At 36.9% G+C, this 23,355-nt stretch carries 23 protein-coding genes; 3 read left to right on the top strand and 20 right to left on the bottom strand.

Going from position 1 to position 23,355, the window contains the following annotated elements:
- Positions 1-14 precede the first annotated feature (14 nt).
- The 20 genes from CLO1100_RS03395 to CLO1100_RS03300 form a co-directional block, all read right to left on the bottom strand.
- Positions 15-263: an acyl carrier protein gene (locus CLO1100_RS03395; protein ID WP_014312356.1), complete on the bottom strand. Its 249-nt coding sequence runs from the start codon at positions 261-263 to the stop codon at positions 15-17.
- A gap of 20 nt (positions 264-283) precedes the next feature.
- Positions 284-1,633 (bottom strand): ATP-grasp domain-containing protein, encoded by a 1,350-nt coding sequence (locus CLO1100_RS03390; protein WP_014312355.1) that lies wholly within the window; start codon positions 1,631-1,633, stop codon positions 284-286.
- A gap of 5 nt (positions 1,634-1,638) precedes the next feature.
- Positions 1,639-2,889: a type III PLP-dependent enzyme gene (locus CLO1100_RS03385; RefSeq protein WP_014312354.1), complete on the bottom strand. Its 1,251-nt coding sequence runs from the start codon at positions 2,887-2,889 to the stop codon at positions 1,639-1,641.
- 9 nt (positions 2,890-2,898) lie between these two features.
- Positions 2,899-3,609, bottom strand: coding sequence for a thioesterase domain-containing protein (locus CLO1100_RS03380; protein WP_014312353.1), 711 nt, complete (start codon positions 3,607-3,609; stop codon positions 2,899-2,901).
- A 1-nt stretch (position 3,610) separates the two neighbouring features.
- Entirely contained in the window at positions 3,611-4,732 is a 1,122-nt protein-coding gene (locus CLO1100_RS03375; RefSeq protein ID WP_014312352.1) for a BtrH N-terminal domain-containing protein, read from the bottom strand.
- Positions 4,707-5,399: a thymidylate kinase gene (locus tag CLO1100_RS03370; protein ID WP_014312351.1), complete on the bottom strand. Its 693-nt coding sequence runs from the start codon at positions 5,397-5,399 to the stop codon at positions 4,707-4,709. The genes CLO1100_RS03375 and CLO1100_RS03370 overlap by 26 nt, the downstream gene beginning before the upstream one ends.
- 86 nt (positions 5,400-5,485) lie before the next feature.
- A complete protein-coding gene (locus CLO1100_RS03365) occupies positions 5,486-6,595 on the bottom strand; it encodes a hypothetical protein (protein ID WP_014312350.1) in 1,110 nt (369 codons plus the stop codon).
- Positions 6,596-6,639: 44 nt separating this feature from the next.
- A complete protein-coding gene (locus CLO1100_RS03360) occupies positions 6,640-7,797 on the bottom strand; it encodes a nucleotidyltransferase family protein (RefSeq protein WP_014312349.1) in 1,158 nt (385 codons plus the stop codon).
- Positions 7,798-7,812: 15 nt separating this feature from the next.
- A complete protein-coding gene (locus CLO1100_RS03355; RefSeq protein WP_014312348.1) occupies positions 7,813-9,327 on the bottom strand; it encodes a class I adenylate-forming enzyme family protein in 1,515 nt (504 codons plus the stop codon).
- Between the two features lie 16 nt (positions 9,328-9,343).
- Positions 9,344-10,483, bottom strand: coding sequence for a BtrH N-terminal domain-containing protein (locus CLO1100_RS03350; protein WP_014312347.1), 1,140 nt, complete (start codon positions 10,481-10,483; stop codon positions 9,344-9,346).
- A gap of 25 nt (positions 10,484-10,508) precedes the next feature.
- Entirely contained in the window at positions 10,509-10,760 is a 252-nt protein-coding gene (locus CLO1100_RS03345) for an acyl carrier protein (RefSeq protein WP_014312346.1), read from the bottom strand.
- 25 nt (positions 10,761-10,785) lie between these two features.
- Positions 10,786-12,357, bottom strand: a complete 1,572-nt coding sequence (locus tag CLO1100_RS03340; protein ID WP_014312345.1) for a 5'-nucleotidase C-terminal domain-containing protein — start codon at positions 12,355-12,357, stop codon at positions 10,786-10,788.
- Positions 12,358-12,385: 28 nt separating this feature from the next.
- Positions 12,386-13,222, bottom strand: a complete 837-nt coding sequence (locus CLO1100_RS03335; protein WP_014312344.1) for an ABC-2 family transporter protein — start codon at positions 13,220-13,222, stop codon at positions 12,386-12,388.
- A gap of 3 nt (positions 13,223-13,225) precedes the next feature.
- Entirely contained in the window at positions 13,226-14,014 is a 789-nt protein-coding gene (locus tag CLO1100_RS03330) for an ABC-2 family transporter protein (RefSeq protein ID WP_014312343.1), read from the bottom strand.
- Positions 13,989-14,999 (bottom strand): ATP-binding cassette domain-containing protein, encoded by a 1,011-nt coding sequence (locus CLO1100_RS03325; RefSeq protein WP_014312342.1) that lies wholly within the window; start codon positions 14,997-14,999, stop codon positions 13,989-13,991. Before CLO1100_RS03325 ends, CLO1100_RS03330 begins: the two co-directional genes overlap by 26 nt.
- A 217-nt stretch (positions 15,000-15,216) precedes the next feature.
- On the bottom strand, positions 15,217-15,759 hold the full coding sequence (locus CLO1100_RS03320; protein WP_014312341.1) for a helix-turn-helix transcriptional regulator: 543 nt from the start codon (positions 15,757-15,759) through the stop codon (positions 15,217-15,219).
- Positions 15,756-16,016, bottom strand: a complete 261-nt coding sequence (locus CLO1100_RS03315) for a hypothetical protein (protein ID WP_014312340.1) — start codon at positions 16,014-16,016, stop codon at positions 15,756-15,758. The genes CLO1100_RS03320 and CLO1100_RS03315 overlap by 4 nt, the downstream gene beginning before the upstream one ends.
- A gap of 250 nt (positions 16,017-16,266) precedes the next feature.
- Positions 16,267-17,400: a serine hydrolase domain-containing protein gene (locus tag CLO1100_RS03310; RefSeq protein WP_014312339.1), complete on the bottom strand. Its 1,134-nt coding sequence runs from the start codon at positions 17,398-17,400 to the stop codon at positions 16,267-16,269.
- 157 nt (positions 17,401-17,557) lie between these two features.
- Positions 17,558-19,600, bottom strand: a complete 2,043-nt coding sequence (locus CLO1100_RS03305) for a methyl-accepting chemotaxis protein (protein WP_014312338.1) — start codon at positions 19,598-19,600, stop codon at positions 17,558-17,560.
- A 508-nt stretch (positions 19,601-20,108) separates the two neighbouring features.
- Complete coding sequence (locus tag CLO1100_RS03300) at positions 20,109-20,474, bottom strand: hypothetical protein (protein ID WP_014312337.1); 366 nt, start codon at positions 20,472-20,474, stop codon at positions 20,109-20,111.
- A 140-nt stretch (positions 20,475-20,614) separates the two neighbouring features.
- On the opposite strand from CLO1100_RS03300, the gene CLO1100_RS03295 reads away from it, so the two are divergent.
- The 3 genes from CLO1100_RS03295 to CLO1100_RS20615 all read left to right on the top strand — a co-directional run bounded on the left by CLO1100_RS03295 (position 20,615) and on the right by CLO1100_RS20615 (position 23,355).
- A complete protein-coding gene (locus CLO1100_RS03295; RefSeq protein WP_014312336.1) occupies positions 20,615-21,175 on the top strand; it encodes a TetR/AcrR family transcriptional regulator in 561 nt (186 codons plus the stop codon).
- Positions 21,176-21,220: 45 nt separating this feature from the next.
- On the top strand, positions 21,221-22,993 hold the full coding sequence (locus CLO1100_RS03290; protein WP_014312335.1) for an MFS transporter: 1,773 nt from the start codon (positions 21,221-21,223) through the stop codon (positions 22,991-22,993).
- Positions 22,994-23,214: 221 nt separating this feature from the next.
- Positions 23,215-23,355 carry a hypothetical protein gene (locus tag CLO1100_RS20615; protein WP_187288905.1) on the top strand — a complete coding sequence of 47 codons (141 nt, stop codon included), beginning with the start codon at positions 23,215-23,217 and terminating at the stop codon, positions 23,353-23,355.

The following is a 23,355-nucleotide window of genomic DNA, read 5'->3' as shown; positions in this document are numbered from 1 at the left end:
TGTCATCTATAATACTAAATTCCAAGTTTCTGACTTACTACCTTTTCCAACTTGTTTAATGTATTCAGATTATCCAGCAATAGTTCCTCATCATCAAAAACAATATGTAATCTATCTTCCAGACTAATAATAATTTCGATAAAATTAACTGAATCGACGCCTACCCTGTTAAGGTTTTCATCTACCGATATGCTGTTTACTTGTTCAGTTTCAATATTTAAAGCTGAGGCAATTACAGCAATAATCTGTTCTTTTATTTCCATAAAACATATCCCCTTTTATATTATTTTGAGTAAGCTTCCATAATCTTATCAAGCTCAGAATTAAGTATACTGACTTTCTCCCATGATTTAGAGACTATTAATGCAAAAGCTCTTCCAACACAATAGTCAGCGCTGTCGTGATGCTTATACGGAAGTGTACCGGAGGTGTAAACAAATATCCCTTCCTTAGTGTCGGGGTTTATTAACAATCCCTCTTTATCCAGCTTGCTGCATATATCGGTATAGTTCACCGGTTTTTCAGGAGTTAGTCTGAAGTACCTTGACAGTATTTTTTTGTCCTTCAAAATATGATTTACAAATGAAATATAAGTAGATAATGTAAATCGACCGTTAATTTCAATTATAGGAATACATACATCCTGTTCTGTGATAATTGAATCAATTCCGGCTACTCCGGTAAAACCTGTTTCATACAAATATCTTCCTATTTTTTCCCCATATTCCACATAGCTGTCAAGAACTCTTTGCTCCAGTTCAGGCGGCATTTTTGAGCCAATGTAAACTGTATCTCTCAGTAACTGTTCTTTAATAGAAAAGACAGCTACCTGTCCGTCAGGGGAAACGTATATCTGGTAATTAATATCCCCTTTCTTGTCATACCAGCCCTCCACAAGCCATTTACTGTCTGTCCTACCCCTGGAGAACCGTGCTATCATCCTTATGCTTGATTCTAACTTTTCCTTGCTGTCCACTATGTATAAACCCTTGCCTGACGCACCCTTTGGCTCTTTTATAATCACTTTGCTAAAGAACGGCTTGTTATTTGTCAGTCTTTCATATTCTTCCCGGATTTCGTCGGCAGAACTGCACACCCTGCCTTGGCATACAGTTAACCCAAGCTTTTCAGATATTTCTCTGTTAAATATCTTGTCATTGATTTTTGCATTAATATGAGAAGGTGCACCCATTATCCTCATGCCTGTCTTTTCGGCAATTTCCTCTTCAAGGTGAGTGACTCCATACGGAACGAAATACAAATCATTGTTTTTTTCCGCTGCCTCTTTTAATTTATTCAGTAAATCTTCATCTTTTAGTACCAACTCTGATATAGGTGTTAACAAATCAGCATTTTCAGGACATAGGATGGTCGGGATAAAAAAACCCATTTTTTTCAAATTTTCCAGATAATCTTCATTAGGCATTTCACGAAGAATAATAATATCCTGTTCTCTGCATAGGAGAAGATTCATTTCTTCCATACGGTTTACGGCAATGTCCTCCTGCCTGTTAACAACCCCTGTACTCAAGTTACTCCAGTATTTTTCCGCACCTATATTGCAAAGCCATACTATGATTCCTTTGCTTCTTTCTGTTGTAAGAAGGCTTATTAAGTTAAAACCGTTTTCCATACATTTTAAAGAAGATTTTTATCCAGAGGCTTTTGTCTTAGCATAAAATCTTCTTTTTCCCACCTTTCTCTGAGAATATATGTTCTACCTTCATAATACTGAACCTCAGCCGGTAGCGGATGACTCAGGAAAAGTCCCGGACTCTGTGTTATTCCATAAGCTCCTGACTTTTCAATAGCTACTATGTCTCCTGCAAAAGCTTCGGGCAGCATAACATTCTGACCTATAACGTCTGTTGGAGTGCATAGAGGGCCTACTACATTTACCTGTTCTTCATTGCTTGACTTATTGAGAATATGCATTGGAAAATTATTTCTAATATGCCTTCCAAGGAAAGCAGACGACGCATGCTGGTTTGAACCACCGTCACACACCAGATATTTTCTCCCCTTACATTCTTTCCTATATAGAACTTTTGTAAGATATGTTCCCGATTCAGCCATAAGAAATCTTCCGCTTTCTACAAAAACCTGTGTATCAGAAAGTCTATCCTTGTATTTATCCCATATTTCACTAAATTCATTGCGGAGTATGTCCATATCCAGAGTACTGTCATCCTTGAAATAAGGAACACCAAAGCCCCCGCCAAGGTTTAGGAACTTGAGATTAAAACAGTATTTTTCCGAGGTATCCAATGCAAGCTTTATAATTTGCTCCATACTCTGAACAATACTATGGGCATTTAGCGCCTGTGTCCCTGTATATATATGTATCCCAATTACATTAAGGTTTGCCAGCGTTTTCAATTCATTGAATACGCTCCCCATATGAATCTGATCTATCCCGAATTGAGAGGCAACGCCTGACATTTTAATACCGGAGCCTGCAATGTCAAAGTCAGGATTTATCCGTATAGAGATGTCTACTACCCTACCTTTTTGAGCTGCTATTTCATTAATTGCTTCTGCTTCTTCCAGACTTTCTATATTGATGCTGTAAATGCCTGTTTCCACAGCATATTTCAATTCTTCATATGTTTTTCCGGGACTGGTAAAAATGATTTTATCAGGTGAAAATCCTGCTGTAAGTGCAGTGTGCAATTCTCCGGAAGATGCCGTTTCAATACAGCTGCCAAGTTTCTTGAACAACTGGCATATTCCCATAAGGGGGTTTGCCTTCATAGAATAAAATATCCCAAATTCTTGGGGCAGACTTTTCTTGAGCAGTGTATACTGAGATATGATTTTTTCAGTATCATAAACGTAGACAGGCGTTCCATATTTGGTTGCAATATCTATGAGTATTTTGTCGTTCATATGTCCCTCCTATTCTGTGGCTGCCAAAGTATTATTTATAATTTCCACTATTGCTTCGGCATTATTGTGAATGTAAAAATGCCCACCGTCAAAGTTATAAAATGTACAGCTTTTTTCAGTATACTGTTCCCAGTATTTCATATCTTCAATGGCTGCCAGTTCGTCATTTGTACCCGAAAGCACAGAAATATTAATATCAAATTTCTGTATATCGGGATTATGACCATATGTCTCCAGAATTGTGTAGTCTGCACGAAGAGTATTAACAGCGTTTTCCACCAATCGTGTATACTTCAAAAGCTTTTCAGGTATTCCTCCCAGACTTACTGCTTCCTGTATCAACCCATCATCAGATAATAAATGCATATTCTTTCCCTGCTTTTCAATGCAGGGAGGGTATCTTCCCGAAAAAAATACATGCCTTGGTAATTTCAAACCCTTCTCATAGAGTCTGCATATCAATTCATAGGTTATTATACTCCCCATACTGTGGCCGAAAACAGCATACTCACTGTCACGTGTTTCATTTTCAACAATACTTGCTATATCCTCCACAGCCTCCCCCATACTTTTATAAAATGGGTCTTTAGCTCTTTTAGACCTCCCCGGGAGTTCAATGGGGCAAAGCTTTATGGAGCTGTTCAAATAATTTCTCCATCTTGCATATACATCTGCAGAACCTCCTGCATACGGTAAACAAAACAGTTTAATTTCTTCCATCTTATGCCTCCTGTTTAAAGCTTAATTCAAGAAGCTTTTCAACTGCACGGCTTTCGGTTTCTTTTATGAGTTCCAGTTGCCTGCATATATTGGTCATAATGTCCTTGTTTTTTGTTAAGGTTAAACGAAGGGACAAATTGGATACGATTTCCCATTTCGCTGAAGAATCCTTAAGACATTGGCAGATTTCCTCTATATCATGAACCATTGCTGATATTTCCTTGAGAAATACCACATACCTCGTCCTGCTCCTTGACACGAGCTTAAATGCCGTATTGTAATACCTTAAAAGAGAAAATAATTCATCATCGGGCATAGTGTACCTTTTGAATATTAAATCCCTTGTGAATGTCTCCAATGCCGGCAATCCGCATCTACATCCCAGAATATCCTTTTCGCCCTTCATCCGGGTCAAGCTTTCGACTATAATGTTTTTCCAGCTGTCATTACTTATTTTAAAGCTGTCTTCCTTGCTGATTTCCATCCACATATTCCTGATAGGCTTTGTAAATGAACCCTGATCGTTATCGGATTTTCTTGCACATATTAAATCTTCTATAGACATCCTCCCGTCAAAATCACTTTTGGAAAGACCGTACTTGTCGAAAATTTCAACATATCCCTCTTCCTTGTTATATCCGGTTACAATAACGGCATGTGCCCCATGAGTTTTATGGTAGGCACTGTGATAACTCATATGGTACATGTCTACAACTGTTATCACAGGGATTCCCGTGTCTATCAGTTCAATAAGCCTCTCGTGAGCTATATGGGGGTTGTCTTCAACATATAATGAAATTTTAATTTTGTTGTCTGTCGATTTTTGTACTTCACTTTTGTCATGTCTGCCATAATGTGTAACTGCCGGAAAGTAGACGTATTCAAGGGAAGTGTTCAGCTGTTCCTCAGAAAACTCGAAAGAGCGTGAGGGTTTATGTAAATAATTTAAACCTATATACCCTGTATCTTCATCATACATAAAAGACAGGTAATCCGCCAAAATCAACTCCGGTTTCAACCCAAAGTGTGCTATAAGTGCTCCGTATGCATTCTGAAAACAGTCATTTACGTAAGGTACAAAGTATCGAGGTACTCCGTCAATTGAGCGGCTTAAAGTATTCATATATCTCCCTTCTGCCTGAAATGTAATCATTCACGCATTTTACTACAGTATCTGTATCTTCATTGACAGTAATAATATTGGTTTCATTTTGGATTGTTTTGCTGTTGAACAAAAACAAGTATTCTCTCCTTAGTTTAGTCAGGTAATAAAGTTCCTTGTTTTTCAAAAGCTTGCTTTCCCTGATGAGCTTATTTGTGTGAAATAGGTCTTTTCCTCTTTTTTTAATTCTTTTATCACACACTTCAGGGCTTACATCCAGAAAGAACACCATGGCGGGCTTTATAACAAGCCTGTGCAAGAATCCTCCAATTGTCCCCCCTGCCCCGTTTACACTATCACGGGTCAAACCTGTATATATGTATCTGTCAGCAATTAAAACATAATTTTTCTTTAAAAGCGGAACGACTTTAAAAAGGTAATCTATAAGAAAACTAACCCATTGAAAAAAGCTGTAAATCCCGGGTGTCAGTAATTTTCTGGAGTCAATTGCTTTAATTATGTTTCTTATTACCTTATTTGAATTCCATTCCAACACACTTGTTTTATATCCATTATCGGTCAGGTACTTTCTGAGAACCCTTACACTCTCGCTTTTCCCGCAGCCGCTTATTCCCTCGAATACTATCAACATACCGTTCACGCTTGATGTACTTTTTTCTTGTTGCATAAGCCTTCACATCCATAAATTTATTTATGTAAACTTAAATAATATTGCTTTAAGTGAAGAACCTCATGTAACGCATTTCTGCCATTCTACAAGCTATTTCTGAACTTATAGCTCTCTGTGTAGTCAAGAGCAGCTTTTCTGCCTTTTACAAGGTTTTCATGGAGCTCTCGCAATATTGCCATAGAGAAATCCGTCTCTTTCCAAGCATTGTAAGTAATTCCGTAGCCAAGTTGTTGCCACAGTCGGGTGTTCTTTTTTTCATGCTCGCCAAAGGGTTCCAGCATTATCATTGGTGTTGCAGAAGATATTGAATCCATAAGGGTTCCGGCACCCGGCTTTCCAATTATTGCCTTTGTATTCTCTGTAATATCAAAAAGCTCATGATATTCTTCTTTATTTTCAAATACGGGCTCTTCATCAGGTATTATCTGTGCTAAGGGCGGAAACTCATAAATGCCTTTTTCATTTTTATTCCAGGCTCGCCATGAAGGGTCAACCATAAAGCATCTGTCTACTTCCTTTTTTCTTGAAGCTTCCTGAATTTCATACAGTACAATATCCAACTGAAAACCTTTCTCCTGCAGTTCGGGGATTTTCCCCTGATAGGTTCCCATTCCCCAGCCTCCTCCATGGATAATAAATCTCTCTGGCCTTTTAAGGAATGGGATTGGTTCTTCATTTACAATTGGAATCTGGAACTGAATTTGACTGTTATCAAAATCGTACAACCAAACTTCTTTATAATTAAGACCATAGTCCGGCTTATACTGCTGAAGGCTTTTCCATGATGGAGGCAGATCGCAGTCCACATACAGTATTTCTGCATTAACAGCTTCAGGTGCTATCCTTGCACTGTATTCGTCGATTATGTGAAGCCAATGCCCCGACAGTACTATGAAATCCCTTCTGTTTTCTTCCGCCCAGCTTTTCAACAGCTTATCTGCAAGCTCATTGTCAATACTCTGACGAATATCCATAGGCATTCTTGCAGACATTAAAGCGACGGCAAAATTACTGTGATATGCTTTCCGGCTCTTTTGTATGCCATCCCTCTTATCTTTTGAAATAAGGTTCTCGAATACTTCTATCTCAGTAGAAACTCCCTTTTCCCGTAATCTACGGTCTATAAGAAGTCCCGGAATATACAACCCAAGTCCAAAACCTGAGCAGAGTATTGTCACTTTTCTTTTTTCCATAGGATTCAACTCCTTGGCATATAGTTGTAGTGCCTTTAATTATTTCAAGACTGGCCTTCGCCGAATTTTGCATCAAGGAACCTATTCATACCCGTAGCTTTGCTCTGATCTATATTCAGAATTCTGTTAACATCAAAAAGCCTTGTAAAGAAATCATATGGCCACTTTGACGGTTCTTTATTTTCAATTGCGTACTCATCAAGATAAGAAAGGTCCTCAGGCATGAAGCTGTCCTTTACAAACTGTGGTACTATCTCTCCAAACATAAGCTCTATATAATAGAAGTTATAGTAAACAATTTTTTCTAATTTGTATTCTTTAACTCTCTCTACAAGCAGGTTCCAGTCAATCTGGTCATAGAATTTGCGTATGTACATAAATAAATCTGCAAACTTGTAAATCTTAAGGTCTTTGAGGCTGGCTATCCATATCATAAGGCATGCTTCTTTGTACAAATGGCAGCTAAGTTGAATAATATTATCTATGTAGTCCAACATGTAACCCTTTGTATTATTTATTTCAACAGGTACTGCTCTCTGTATAAGGTCTTTTGTCATTACCTTGTAAGGGCAGTTGCCTTTCCATAGAATGTCATGGTTTACGTCAACTTCAACAAGCTTTGCGAACTTGTTATCGCTGAGTTTAAGGAACTGGTGTATTTCATGTGTTGCCATCTGGTGCAGAACTTTTTGTTTTCTTGGTACTTCTACTATTTCATCCTTCTCCTCGTCGTAATTGCCCTGTATATAGCCAAGATCTTCAAGAGCCTTTACTACAGTGCCTACGTCATCCAGATTCATAAGCATATCCAAGTCATTGAATATTCTTGATTCGATTGAAGGATATACTATACTTGCAAGGAGGTTTCCTTTTAGAACAGGAACTACAAGATTATACTTTTCAAACTCCTTGAGTATTTCTGATAGCTTCTCCAGATAGCAGTTGTTTCTTTCACCAAACACTGCCCACTGAGTATCCATAAGTCTTTGAAGTTCTTTTTCCATTGAATCGTAAAGATTAAATTTCTTGAGGTTGTACCGGAACATAGGCAAGGTTCTATGTGTAATCATCTGGTATATTGCTTCAGACCAGTCAACACCGCCATCCAGCATTTTTTTTAGCTCATCGCCCTGTGAATCATTCATTTCAACCGCAGTAAGTAATACAAGCTGTCTTTCCTTTGATATTTCTTCTCTTTTCATTGACATTTCCCCCTGTCATTTTTTTAAGCTTTGGTATAATTCTTTTACATCCTTTTTACTTATTTTCCCTATTGCATTTCTCGGTATTTCCGATATTATGTATATTTCCTTTGGTACTTTCCTGTCTTCAAGCTGTATGTTGCACCATTTGTATATATCCTTTACTTCTGCATGACAGCCCTCTTTTAAGACAACCATGGCAACAATTTTCTGTCCCAGTTTCTCGTCATCAACACCTATTACGGCGCTTTCCTTGATTACCGGATTTTTAAGCATAACTTCTTCTATATCTATTGGATATGCTCTGCTTCCGCCCTGCATAATCATATCATCATTCCTGCTGAGTACGAAGAAACGTCCTTCTTCGTCCTTATAGCCCAGATCTCTTACACGGAAGCCCTTTTCCCCAAGAACTTCTGTTGTTAGCTCAGGTGAATTATAGTAGCCATCCATCATGTAATCGCTGGTTATGTATAGTTCCCCGATTTCGCCTACTTGGGCTTCACTTCCGTCTTCCCTGTAGATTTTTACCCCACAGCCTCTCATAGGCTTTCCGATTACACAAGGCAGAGTTGTTACATCTTCGTGTTCACCGAAGGTTACTCTGGCTGATGCCTCAGATGTGCCATAGGCATTGAAAACTCTTGCTCCCGGGAATGCTTCAGCTGCACGGCGGTAAATTGTCATTGGATTTACCATTCCACCGATGAGAACTCTTTTAACTGAGCTGATATCATAATTTTTTAACTGAGAATACTCGAGAATTTGTAAAAGCATTGTTCTCACTATGTAAAAATTAGTTGCCTTATACTCCTGAACTGCCTTCAAAAATATTGCCGGATGGAACACATTGTTCAGAAGGATAATTCCTCCTCCTCGGCTTATTGCCATGAGCACGTCGCCTGATATTGGGCTTGCCTGTGCAAGGGACCTTGGCAGGATAGTCCGTTCATCACTGGTGAAACCCAGATGCTCTGCAACCGCAAGTGCATTTCCTACAATTGCATGATTTGAAAGTACTATTCCCTTTGGTCTTGAAGTAGAGCCTGACGTAAAGCATATACCGAAAGTATCTTCTTTTACATCAGTAAGCTCACGTTTATCCTTTTTGAACTCATGTTTTTCAAATGTACCGTTTTCCTGTAAAACAAGTACTATCCTTATGTTCATCTTTTCAATGCCATCTTGAATAGAGTTATACCCTTTGGGATCTGTTATCAGAAGTTCAACATCTGTGTAGTTTATAAGATCTGTAAGGGTATCTCCCTTGAATTGATACGAAAGTGATACAAAAACCTTTTTCTGCCGGTTTAAACCCAACATGCTTGTAATGAATTCGGTACAATTCGGTAAGTAGATTCCGCCGATCTTGAAATCCCAACCTTCAATAATTGTGCAAAAGTCCAAAACCTTTTGGTATATCTGGCCATAAGTAAATTTATTGTCATTATATATAAGTAATATATTATCTCTATACTTCTCACAGCTCTCGTTAAACAGATTCCATGGTGAGTATTCAATTTCTTTCACTTAAGTCGCTTCCCTTCTATTTATTTAGGCTTCTGCCTTGCAGATAGCCTTCCAGCCTTTCCACAATACTGCTCTCCAATTCACGGATAATATCAAGTTGATTTACCAAATCATCAATCATATCCAGCGACTTCCTTATGCCAAGCTTTAAAGCAATACTGGAACAGATATCCCAGTGTTTTGAAGATTCCTCCAATGAAACATGCAAGCCCGGTACAGTTTGTTGCGGTAACAGAGAACTGATTTCTTTAATAAATACACTAAAGCGTTTCCTGCTTCTTGAAATATTTTTCAGGCTGCCATTCAGATACACCCTGTACCAGTACACTTTTTCATCATCAAGCTTTTCATTTTTCTTTTCCAATAAACTATTTGAAAATAGCTTAATTGCATCCAAGCCGCATTTATGTCCGAGAACTTCTTTTTGGCCTTTCATTCTCTGGCAGCTTTCACTTATAACATTCAGTAATTTTTCTTCTGTAACTTTGAATTCCTGATCTGAGCTTATTTCCATCCATAGATTACGAACCGGTCTTTTTTGTGTCGCATTTACTCCCGGCAAGGGATTATCCGACATTCTCCCCAAGTTGACCTCATCTATAGGCAGTATCCCGTCAAATTCACTGCTTGACAGCTTATACTTATCAAACAGGTGAAAATAACCTTCTTCTTCGTTATATCCGGTAAATACCACACAGTGCAAACCATGTTCCTTTCCGTATGCCCTGTGATAATTCATATAGTACAAATCAACAGCCGCAACTACGGGTATTCCGTTATACAGGAGTTCCTTCAATCTTTGATATGCCACATCAGACTTGTCCTCTATGTACATGTTGATGTGAACCCTGTCTTTGTACCTTATATCAACATTTTTTACTGCTGCCTGGCTGTATAAGGTTGTTGGTGGCAGGTATACAAATTCAAGGGATGTATTCAGTTCATCTTCTGTAAACTCAACCGTTGTATTGGGCCTGTAAAAATAGTTCACTCCAACATATCCGTTTTTACAGTCATACATGAACGATAGATAATCAGCAAGAATAATGTTGGGATTCATTCCCATATGTAAAAGCACGGCAGAATAAGCATTATGGAAACAATCATTTACATACGGCTCAAAGTATCTGGGTACATTGCCCATTTGTTTTATCATAGTCACCTGTCCTATCACTGTGTATTCAGGAATTCAATATATTATCAACATAATCAGTTATAGAATTCACTGTTGAAAAGGTTTCATAGGTTAGAGAGCTGCTATCAAAGGTTATTCCAAAAATATCCTCGATTTCAACCAGCAGCTCTACAAGAACTATTGAGTCAACTCCATAGTTGTCTCTTAAATCACTGTCTGCCACCACATTTTCGTTATTAAATTGTGCAACTCTGCTTACAACCTCACAAACCTTGCTTTCTATTTCCTGTCTCTGCATAAGTTTTATACTCCTTTAAAATATTTTACTTGTACCTCTCATTTACTACCTTTATTCTGCCTTCAACCTTCGCTGAAACATCACCCTTTTCTTTTATGTATTTAGCAAGAACATCTTTCAGAAGCTCGCCCTTGCTTAGCAGCTTTCCTTCCTTCAATTCATCGTATCCGTCTCCGCCGTTATACAGATAGTCATTTGTTGCAACTTTGTAATACTTTTCTCTGTCCAGCGGTTTACCGTTCAGTGTAATACTTACAAGCCTTTTACCGGCAGGTTTTGATGCGTCAAACGTATACTTTATACCTGAAACCTGCAGGAAGCCTCCATTGGAACCTCCGTCAGGGTACAGCCTTATACCTCTTTCAACTGCGGTGTATATGTTTTCTCCCTTTACCTCTATTGTGACAAGTGAATTGACAAATGGTAGGGATTTTCCAATCGTGTACAGATTTATGTTTCCAGCTGGAATACTTTCTCGTATTCCTCCCCCATTCATAAGGGTTAATTCCGCACCGGCGGTTTCACGCATTGCATCGCAAAGCAAATTAGCTAAAGTTGTTTCTTTGCTCCTCACGTTATTTCTGAAACCGTCAAGCTTTTCCTTGGTCTTTCCTACAACTTCTTTGGAGGCTTCAAGGGCTATTGCATGATATTTCTCTGCCACCTTATTTACAACCGGATCAACTTTTTCCTTTTCTTTGGTTCTTTTAACGCTCCATACTACCTTTGCCAGCTTTCCATCTTTAAAGTACATATCTGCCAACCCTACGTGGGTACTGTATCCTCCGGCCTCAACCAGATATGTATTGTTGACCTTTTCAGCCTTTTCATATAAAAAGTGGTGGTGTCCGCACAGAACTAAGTCTATGCCGTCAACTTGCTTTACTACTTCTCTGTCTATGTCATCCCCAAGATGTGATATAAGTACTATTGCATCCACCTTATCCTTGAGTGTTGTTACCATATTCTTTGCAATTCTTACAGGGTCTTCAAGGGTTACACCTTCAGTATCCCGTGAATTTGTATTTATAAGGGCATTTTGTTCCGTCATTCCGAATAAGCCTATTTTTTTGCCCCCAACTTCTACAATTTTGTACTCTTGAAATGCAGGTTTTCCATCTTTGTAAATATTTGCTGAAAGAATTGGAAATTTGAGTTCGTCTTTGATTTGAACCAGCCTGTCATAACCAAAGTTAAAATCATGATTACCCGGTGTCATTGCATCGAAGCCCATTAAATTGGCTACTTGTACAACTCCTTCACCCTTATTTATATTGGCTTCGTTGGTTCCGTGAAACATATCTCCGGAATCCAGAACCAATGTATTCTTATTTTTCTCCTTTATACCGTCTATCAAATGTTTCATTAACGGCATACCCATCATTACGCTTACGTCATCCAGAGAGTAATATCCCCCTGCTTCCTCATCGAAGATAATATGCCCGTGTATATCTGCGGTACTGACGACGCTTACTTTTTCATCGTAATAGCCTACGCTTTTAAGCAAATCATTAAAGTTAACATATTTTACCGTAAGAAATGCTGCTATCCCGAATACAAGTACTCCTATAACAATCAGATTTTTATAGCTTTTCAAAACAATAATCCCCCTTTAGTCTATCTCATCACATCGCTGTACCTGTACTGGAATACCGGCTTACACCTTTTTTCCAAAATGCATATACAAGTAAAAACATTATTACGGCAACCACCGGTGTCATATAGAGAAAACCGTTCCAATATGAAGACATTTCACTTTTTTTTAAGAAATATTGTGCAGGAAAAAAGTTTACGAAAGCGAAAGGAACTACAAACATGAGCAGTTTTTGTATGATACCCGGATAAAAGCTCAACGGATAGCCGGAAATTCTTCTGGCATTAAAGAATATCATATTCCTCAGATTGTCAACCTTGTATGTCCAGAAGCTGAAGCAGGCAGAAAACAAGAATATTGAGGCCTGTATAACTGCCCCTGTCAATAGAACCACTATGTAATAAATAATATTTTTTGCATTCCAGTCTATTCCTACTGAAAATGCAGTGTTCACAAATAAGATTATACCCACTATTCCGTGACCGAGAGCTGCGCTCAAATCTATCCTTGACGCAACTATCTGATACATAAGCCCAAGAGGCCTAGTCAGGAACCTGTCAAATTCCCCTGAATAAATCATATTGTCAAAATCTCTCATACCAGCGAAAAATAACACAAATATGCTGTAGGATAAAAACAAAAAGCTGTACAGGAAGAACATCTGATTATACTCCCAGCCCTTTATCCGTACAAATCTTGCAAGTATGAGAAACATAACTACAACGGATATCATTTCTCTGCAAAAAATTGCTATTGTGATAAATACCCTGTCAAATTTATATTCCAGAATTGATTTTATACTGAGTTTTGCATACTTTATTAGCAAAATAATCATTTCAATAGGACTGTATAACGGTTTCTTTTTCACTGACTATCCCCCCTGAACAACCAATTTTTTTAATGCTGATCTCCATAAGAGTCTGCCAACTATAAACAGACCAAGAACCCATATGAGCTGTTTTAAAAGTGCAAAAGCAATTTCCTCCATTGGCATTTGCCCCAGATAGATTGTTATGGGTACATAATATATTGAAGCAAAGGGAGTAAGATTTATAAAATTTACCATTGCCTGAGGCATAAACCACAGTGGAAGCAACGCACCTGACAATATCATTACAGCTGCGTCCTTAATTGTTACAAGGCTGAATGTCCAATAAAACCAGAATGAGCTTATCCATACTATGAAATTCAAGCAGTACAATACAAGATAACCCAAAATCATACTAACCAGAAAAAGTGCAAACATTGTTAATGAAAAAGGCGGAAGCATTTTGAAAAGAATTATGGATATAATTAGTGCGGGTGTGAGCTGCATGACAACTCTGAAAATTAAGATACCTACATTATATGAAAAAACATAACCGCTGAAATTAATAGGCTTGAGTAAATCCAAGCCAATAGAGCCCGATCGTACCTTGTTTTCAATGCGGTATTCATCCATGGCATAAATACACTGCATGAGGAAAGCAAGAACAACATAGGTTATCAGCATTTTGAACTGCACACCGTCTACAGTCTGTTCATCCTCATAGATTGCTTTCCAGACACATATATTGACAAATATCATGATTATGGCATTAATTATGCCTGCTACACAATCTGCCCTGTATGCAATATTATTCTGGAATGCTTTTTTAGCGAACTCCACATAGGCTCTCATCGAACTTGATCCCCCCCTGATAGATTTCTCTGATTATCCCTTCAATTTCAGGTTCTTGAACTGTCAGGTCCACAATAGAATATTTTTGAGTTAATTCATTTATAAGACTGGATATTTGGATTTCATCCTTACGGAATTTAAATCTCTTTTTGCTTCCCTTCTCTTCAATTACCTGTATTCCGGGTATATCTATTTTTTCAACATTCTCAGAAAAATCTACCTGTAGGGTTCTGTTGGTGCCGTACTTTTCTTTTATTTCTTCTACCGTGCCATCATATATTGTTACACCCTGGTCAATGATTATCATTCTCTGGCAGGTCTTTTCGATATCTTGCATATCATGAGTAGTAAAGAGCATCGTTGTACCTTTTTCTTTGTTTATGTACCTGATAAACTCTCGTACCTTTTCTTTGGCAATAACATCAAGTCCTATAGTCGGTTCATCAAAAAATATGATTTCAGGGTCATGCAGCAAAGCAGCTGCAATATCCGCCCTCATCCTTTGCCCAAGACTGAGCTGTCTTACCGGTTGACTTATAAATGAATTGATGTCTAATAATTCATTGAATAATTCCATATTTTTCTTATATCTGGGTTCAGGTATTTTGTAAATGTATTTCAGTAGTTCAAAGGTATCAATTACAGGCAAATCCCACCACAGTTGGGTCCTTTGGCCAAAAACTACCCCGAGGCGCATAGCATTTCTTTTTCTTTCCTTATAGGGGCATAGACCGTCAATTGTTATGGAGCCTGAAGTAGGTACCAGTATTCCCGTTAACATTTTTACCGTGGTAGATTTACCGGCACCGTTGGGGCCTATGAAACCTACCATTTCTCCTTTGTTAATGGAAAAACTGATATCATCAACAGCACGCTTCATTTTGTACTCAGGAACAAGCAGACTTTGAAGTGAACCTAATAACCCTTTTTTCCTTACATTGAGCTTGTAATCCTTTACCAGATTGTTTACTTCAATAAATGGCATTTTTGGCATCCTTCTCTCGTTTTTTACTATAAAATGCAAAAAGAAACAAATTAGAACCGTACTAGCAATTAAACTAAAATCAGAAAATTATTCAATATGATGTATTAATTGTCATTTTATATAATATTTTCTGATTTTACTATTGTGTCTTAGTGTAGTAAAATATAAAAAAAGGGACAAACTACCTTAAAAGGTAGTCAATCCCTTTTGCTTTTTTTCAACAATCAATCTCGTCTATAGACATAAGATTAAGCTTTAAACATTTAATTACGGCTTGTGCCGAACATTCTACTTCAAGCTTCTTAAAAATGCTTTTTTTGTGGTACTTAACAGTATTTATGGTTATCCCTTCTTCAAGTGCTATAGTTTTGTCGGGTACACCCATGGCGATTAACTTTAGAATCGCCAACTGCTTCTTGTTTAACAAACAATCCTTCTTGTCAGGCAGAATTGAACTTATTTTACTTGATTTCAGCTCATTGATAATTTTGTAGGCTGTAAGGTCAGCGATAACTCCAAGTTCAACCTTAACAGGCTCATTTAGACTGCATATAGCCAAATAGCCTATATCGCTTTTTTTGATTTCTAGCGGTACTGAATAAAAATAAAATTCTCTGAGTAGGTCACAATAATGGTGCAGCGGTGTGGTATAAACCGGTTTTTTCATTTTTATGGATAAGGCTATTGCGTTGGTTCCTATTGACCTTTCGGCAAAAGACATCCCAATTTTAATCCCGATTTTTTCAATTTTCTTGTTCAATTCTCTGCAACACTTTTTTTTAAAAGGATTCCTTCAGGACTGGTTAATAAAAAAACTAAATTCTTGTTTACCGTAAGGTTTTCCAACTCCCTCCATAATTCATCAAATAATGATATTAACGGCTTGCCTTCGCTTAATGCAGTTTGTAAAGCATCTTCACCAATATACGTACTCGCAGCAGCAGCTGAATTAATCAAACCAGAATTAATACATCTTCTCCATGACGTTAGTATTTCTTCTACTGGTTGTAATCTCATACATATATCCCCCCTGTATTCAGTTTTTAAATCGGCAAAAAACTTATAATGTAATATACTTATATTACCATACCTACAATATAAAAGGTGATAATGGTTATGTTTACCAGTTTTTTAATAATATTAACCAGATTAACTTAATAATTAACATAATGTATTAATTCTGTAATCGGATAAAAAAAGCATATTAGCCACTTACACTTTTGTGTAGTTTTTATGGCTAATATGCTTATCTAAATAACTAATTTATTTATAACCCTAACATTTCGTAGGAAAGATCTCGGATCTTTGGATGAATATCTGAGTATGCATAACCACAGTTACGTACATGCTGTACATAAAAAATAGCAAGATTGTTTTCAACATCAATTACTGCATAGGCTCCTGCAGCACCATCCCAACCAAATTCTCCAATGGGGCTTTTAACTCCTGACTTTTCCCTTTCAATAAGAGTACGTACACCAAGTCCATAACTGTATCCTATTCTGCCAAATTCATCAAAATCCTTTTTAGAAATGTCGTTCATCTGATCCTTACGCATCAAATCTATAGACTCTCTTGTAAGCACTCTGTATCCATCTGCGCTCACCCCATCGTTACACATTGCATCTAAAAACAGGATATAATCGTCTGCTGTCGATATCAGACCGGCCCCTCCGCTTTCATATTTATTAGAAAGCTTATAGCAGTTGACTAAGGACATGGGTTTTGATGTCATAGTATCCATATCGAATTCAAACTGTTCAGACATATTTGCCTCTCTGTCAGGTGTTAATTCAAAGCCGGTATTTTTCATCCCAAGTGGTTTTAGTATATGTTCATCCAGATATTCACCGAACTTTTGTCCGGAAGCTGCTTCAATAACTGCCCCAAGTACATCATGGCTAAGGCTGTACAGAAAATGGGTACCGGGTTCGAATTCTAAAGGTTCTTTTGCCAATTCCCGTATAACTTCTCTCGTAGTAGCTTCATTTTTTGTATCCTTAAGCACCTTCACGATGGATGGAGCCTGAAGGTTGTAGTTTAACCCGCTTTGCATGGAAAGAAGATGTCTGATAGTAAGTGTATTTTTAGCAGGTGCCACTTCAGAGCCGCACTTTACATTTAAATGTTTGTATTCCGGCAGGTAATCAGCTACGGGAGCATCCAATGAAATTCTCCCTTTTTCAACAAGCTGCATAACCGCAGTGCATGTTATAAGCTTTGTTGCCGAAAATAACCAGTATGTATTTGCAGAAGTTAAGGGCTTTGTTTTTTTTGCGTCTGCGAAACCGGTAGTGTGGCGGAAAACCGTCTTGTGATTGTGAAAAATAACACAGTCACAGCCGGGTATACCTTTTGCTTCCAGTGAATTCAGATAATCTGCTAATATTGATTTATCCAAAATAAATATCCTCCTAAATTTTTATTTTGCATTTTATATCTATTTTACATCAAACCTTATTTATTTAAAATATATTCCAGTAGTGAAAAGGCCAAGAAAAAGGCTGTGTATGAACCAAGGTTCACTCACAGCCTTAAAGTATATTTTTTATATTATTTTATAGTTTATCCAGTGTTTTCAACTCAGATGTTATACTGTTTTGAGATGTTGACAGATATTCCATAGAACCAAGAAGGTTTTCTATTGTAGCCTGTAGTTCTTCACTGCTTGCGGCATTAGACTCAATAGCCTGGTTAACTACTTCTACAACCTCTTCCACTGTTTTCTCATTTTGTCTGAGAAGTTCCACATTGTTTGTAACCTCTTCAACCTGCTCTCTTGATTTGATAGTGAAATCAATCAGTCCTTTTAATGCAATCTTTGCCGAGTCAATTTCAGACTTACTGTCATTTATAACAACAATCTGTTTTTCGTTACCCTCGGTAGTGGATTGTATGTCCTTTTTAATGTTACCTAATATTTCGACTATCCTGCTGGTCGCTTCGGAGCTGTCATTTGCCAGCTTTCTTATCTGTTCGGCAACTACCGCAAAGCCTCTTCCTGCTTCTCCTGCTCTTGCTGCCTCTATCGCTGCATTAAGTGCCAGCAGATTTGTTTGTGAAGTCACGCTGTTTATAAACTCAACAATTCCACTTATTTCGTTTGAACTGTTAATCAGCTGCTTTATACTTTCGTGACTGTTTATAACTTCCGTTTCAACTCTTTCCATAGCATTTGTTATTTTACTCAGACCCTCATCACTTGTATTTACATACTCATGAGTCTTGTTGGACATATCCTTAAGAGAATGTGTAGCACTGTTTACGTTATTCAAGGTATTAATCATGGTTCCCATAACCTTTGTAATTTCGTCTACATGCTTCATTTCCTTCTCGTTATTGGCTGCCATTTCACCTGAAGCCTGTGAAATCTGTTTTATAGTATCAAATGCATGGTTCATATTTTTACTGTACTCTTGTTGCAAGCCTGACACATTACCAATACTAGTTTTAATGGTTTTAATAATTTCCTCATAGCTTTTTGTAACAACATTTATGCCATCCTGAATTTCATTGAGTTCGGCCTCTTTTACATTAACGGTTTCCAGTGTATTGGTTTTACTCTTACCCATGGATTTCAGGACATTTGCAAATTTATTCAACGATTTAAGTACAAATCTCAAGTATTGGAAAAGCATTAATAGGAAAAATAATAGTACAAGGAATGAAACAAGAGTGTATACTATAAGATTTGAACTGACCTTTTTTTCGGTGGAATTCAGACTCTGTTTTGCAAGGCTTACACTGCTGTAGTAGATTGTGGTGTCCAGTTTAACATGCATTACATATCTGATTTCGCTTCCGAATTTGACAGGAGCATAAATATCACCGTTTTTGCCGCTAATATTAATTACGGCTTTTCCATCTTTAAAAACTTGCTTTACATAATTATTCTCGACTTTTTTGCCTTTAGGCCATTCCGCCTTGGTTCCCTGCTTAAGGTTCTGTGTCAGGGCTACCCCTGCACTGTCAACTATCTGAATTGAGTTAATTCCGTTGCTGTTGCTATTGTCAACATACATGCTTAGTGCCTTTTCTACAACACCGGATTCACATGCAGTTTCAATAATACCTTTATTACCACTTCTAGGTATTGCCGTAAATTTGAATATTTGTCCTGTTTCTTCTTTAATTTTTAAAGTAGACGGTAATATCTGCGCTTTTCCGTTGAGAAGGTCTTTATATCCTTCCCATATGGAAAACAACGATAACCCTTTTGCAGCTTTTTCGGTTGAAGCTATAAATACGCCATTTTGGTCTGTCAAGTACAGATCGCTCATTCCCAGCTTCTTGCCAATTGCATCAAGCTCGCTGTCTGTAAGTGTTTTCTGAGAATCCATTTCTTGAAGTGCATAAGCAGCATTGAGCATTGATTCATCAACCTGGTTTTCTATTGATTCTATACTCAAGCTTATTTGACTTGTTATGTTTTCTAATTGACCTTTTACCTTTTGATTTGCATCTTTATTTAAAGTATTTGTGAGACTATTGAAGTTGTCCTCTAATATGCCGTTTGATATGCCAAGAAACACAATGGCCCCGATCAAATAAGATATAATTAGTGCTGAAAATATAATGTATATTTTTGATTTTATTTTCATTTTTTAGTACACGCCCCCCTAATTAAGATTAAAATATAGTACTCTAAACTCTTACCTAAATAGATTATTTCAAACCTCCCATCCTTGGTGTTCTTTTTGTAACTTTATAAAACTTTAATACATCATATTGCAATTAATATAAAGTTGTACCATTGTTGTACTTTAAAAAGCTATGAACATAAGGCATTTAAATAATCTTATCTGATGATACATTCTCTTCTATATCTATCCGAGCTTGTACTAGTTCTTTTATGCTTATAAGGTATGTCTAAAACTAAGACATTTGGCTTTTGTACTATAATAAAACAAAAAAAGTATTTATTCGATATTTCATATTACATTTTTTTGAAAAGTTTATAATAAATAATATATTTGCCAAACTAATGAATTATTTGCCATTTAATGTTTATATTGTAAATGATTTTTAAATTAAAATCAAGTTATTCAACTATATATTCCAAATTTATCGTTAACCATAAAAAATAAAGAAGAACCATTTGGCTCTTCTTTAGGAATTTTTTAAATATTCTTTTCCGAGGTCACTAATCGTAATTAACCTATTATCAATACCTTCTATAAGTTTTTGAAATTTCATGACTGCCAATATTTTAAGAACTTCGTTTGTATTATTTTCTCCCATAGCCTCATAAATTTCATTTAAGGTAACCTTATCCTTTTCAGAGAGAAAACGCAGCAGTTTTATCCTTTTGTTTTCTATGTTTACGGATTCCTTCCACTTTTCTATTAAATCTTCTTTGTTTTTCTCCCAGTATTCATTACCCATCATTTGCCTTGTTTTGTTTTCCAAATCTTCAAAATTACATGGTTTAAGCTCCCAGGGCTTTTCCGGGTATTTTTCGTTTATTTGCTCCACTTATGTTCTCATCCCCTTTCTACTACACATATTCTATGTATTAAAATGAATTTCCTGCAATACAATAAGTTATACCCGGTTAATTAACATTAATTTTGTGCAATTTTAAACTTTTATTTTTTTCTACCGGGTGTTATAATATGAACATCGTTCATATAAAAGGTGATTATGTGCCAAAGATAATTGAGAATATAAAGGAAAACTTAATATTGGAAGGCAGAAAAACTCTTATTGAAAAGAGCTACAAGGAACTGAACATACGGGATATTGCCAAAAATTGCGGTATCGGTATAGGTACCTTTTACAACTACTTTGAAAACAAAGAAAAGTTTGTACATGAAATATTTATGGACGACTGGAGAAAGATTATAGCATTGTCGGAAAACCTTAAATCTTTAAATGTACCCCTAAAGGATAAAATCAGAGAGATATACATTTATCTGGATGGCTTTGTAGATAAGTATCTTTCCATTTTCTACGAAATTTCAATGCTTAAAGGCTACAGTCCTGAAAGAGACGATGATATGAAAGATCTATATACCATGGTTGAAGGAATTTTAAATATTGAAAAGTCAAACGGAACAATAAAATCGATGCTTTCACCGCACAGTTTGTCTCATTTTATTGTCTCAAACTTGATATACCTAAGCAAAACCAAGTATATATCATTTGACGAATTGTATAGTCATATGAATATTTAAAATTTTTTTAATATTAAGTGAACAATGTTCAGAAAGGGGAAAAAAATGAATACTAAGAACGACAATAAAAAAAGAATTGTTGTACTGGCAATTTTTTTGTTGGGTATTTTTATGGGGGCTATAGACAGCGGTATTGTCTCCCCGGCGAGAACTGTAATTAAAAACAGCTTTGGTATCAGCGAGTCTTTAAGTGTCTGGATGGTTACCATTTACACTTTGGCATATGCAGTAGCTATGCCGATAGTTAGTAAGCTATCAGACAGGTATGGGCGTAAGAAGGTCTATCTGACCAGCATAATTGTTTTTGCGGTTGGTTCCTTTCTATGCGGCTTATCAAATTTTTATGGGAATTTCACATTTTTCCTTATAGCAAGAGTTATTCAGGCTATCGGCGGAGGCGGAATAATGCCTATAGCAAATGCTTTTATAGGGAACAGCTTTCCTCCTGAAAAAAGAGGAACAGCACTGGGTTTTGTAGGAGGAGTTTATGGTATTGCCACAATCCTTGGACCTACCATGGGTTCATCCATTTTGGATATTGCAGGAGTTGACCATTGGGGATGGATATTCTTTATAAACATTCCTATAAGCTTGTTAATTCTGGCATTAAGCTATAATCTTAATGAGAATCTGGGCGACACCGGGAAAAAGATGGATTTAAAAGGCAGTCTGGTACTGAGTATTATGATTTTAAGCCTTATGTATGCCCTTACAAACCTGGATTACTTCCACTTTACTCAAAGTATAAGGGATTTGGATGTTTATCCGTTCCTGATTTTATTTATCATCTCTTTACCTTTGTTTATCCTCATAGAAACTAAAGCGGAGGATCCTATTTTAAACCTGAGATATTTTAAGGAACGTCAGATTCTTTTAACTCTTATTCTGGGTTTTATAACAGGTGTTGGCCTTATGGGGGTTGTTTTTATCCCTCAATTTGCTGAAAACATTCTAAAGATTAAGACAGGAAACGGCGGATATCTGGTTACATTAATGTCGGTTTTCGCAGGCATCAGTGCACCACTTGGTGGAAAATTCATTGACAAGTACTCTGCTAAGCTCGTAACAGTTCTCGGTATGATTTGTACCGCCTTTGGAACTTTATTCCTGGCGTTTTTTACTACAGCTTACCCAAGCTTTGTTTCAATAATGATAGGACTTGTTTTTGTAGGTTTTGGTATGGGTTTCACCATGGGTACTCCGCTTAATTACCTTATGCTGTCATTTGTCAGTGAAAGTGAATCCGCTTCAGCGTTATCCACCTTGTCTTTGGTAAGGTCAATCGGAATTGCCGTTTCTCCAAATATAATGATTAACTTTATAGCTGAAGCCGGTAAGAGTGTTCAGGGTAAAGTAATGGCAGTAATGCCTGAACCAACCGCACCTACGTTCCCCGGTTCCCAGTATGTATCGGGATACTTTGACATGTCCAAGATGACAAGCGGAGGCGGTATTTCAAGCAATGCCATAGAAAAACTAAAATCAGCTGATGTTACTAATGTTGTAGATGTTCTGAAAGATTTTTCCTCAAATATGCTTGATAAAGTAATACCAACAATCAAGGACAAAATACTTGCTGCAATGTCATCAGCACCTAAAGGGGCTGCTTCACAAATCAATTTTGATAAAATTTTCAGTGATTGGAAACTGGATTATCTTAACAAGATTGAAAGCGCAAGAGCAAATATTGAAAACACATTTCAGACTGCAATAAGCACAGGCTACAGAAATATGTTTATAACAGCAGGTGTTATTGCTATTATAGGACTGGTTGCAGCCCTGCTTCTAAAAAACAAAAAGAAAACGGTATCTGAATAAAGTATTAGAGGCAGTTGCAAAATTAATTTAAATCTTTCTTAACCTGTACTCAGAGTATAATTTGTATCAATGGAAGCTTGGTTAAAGATATTTGCAGATGTTTATAGGCGAACATGGATATTTTACCGGGAAACCTACACGATGATATGCTCCCTGTCTACTTGACAGGGAGCATATCATCGTGTAGGTTTTAGCGAAACAATGAATCATGGAAGATGAATGTGAGCGACGGTAAAATATCCTATGATGAGCCGCTAGAAACTCTTGCAAATATCTTGGAAGCAATCATTGATATAATTTTATACGGGAGTACCGATGTTAAAACAGAAAAACTTTCTGTTTTTGCAAAGCCACTTTGCTAA

This window comes from Clostridium sp. BNL1100 (assembly GCF_000244875.1).
Taxonomy (GTDB): domain Bacteria; phylum Bacillota; class Clostridia; order Acetivibrionales; family DSM-1351; genus Ruminiclostridium.
This window is presented reverse-complemented; position numbering and strand designations above follow the sequence as displayed.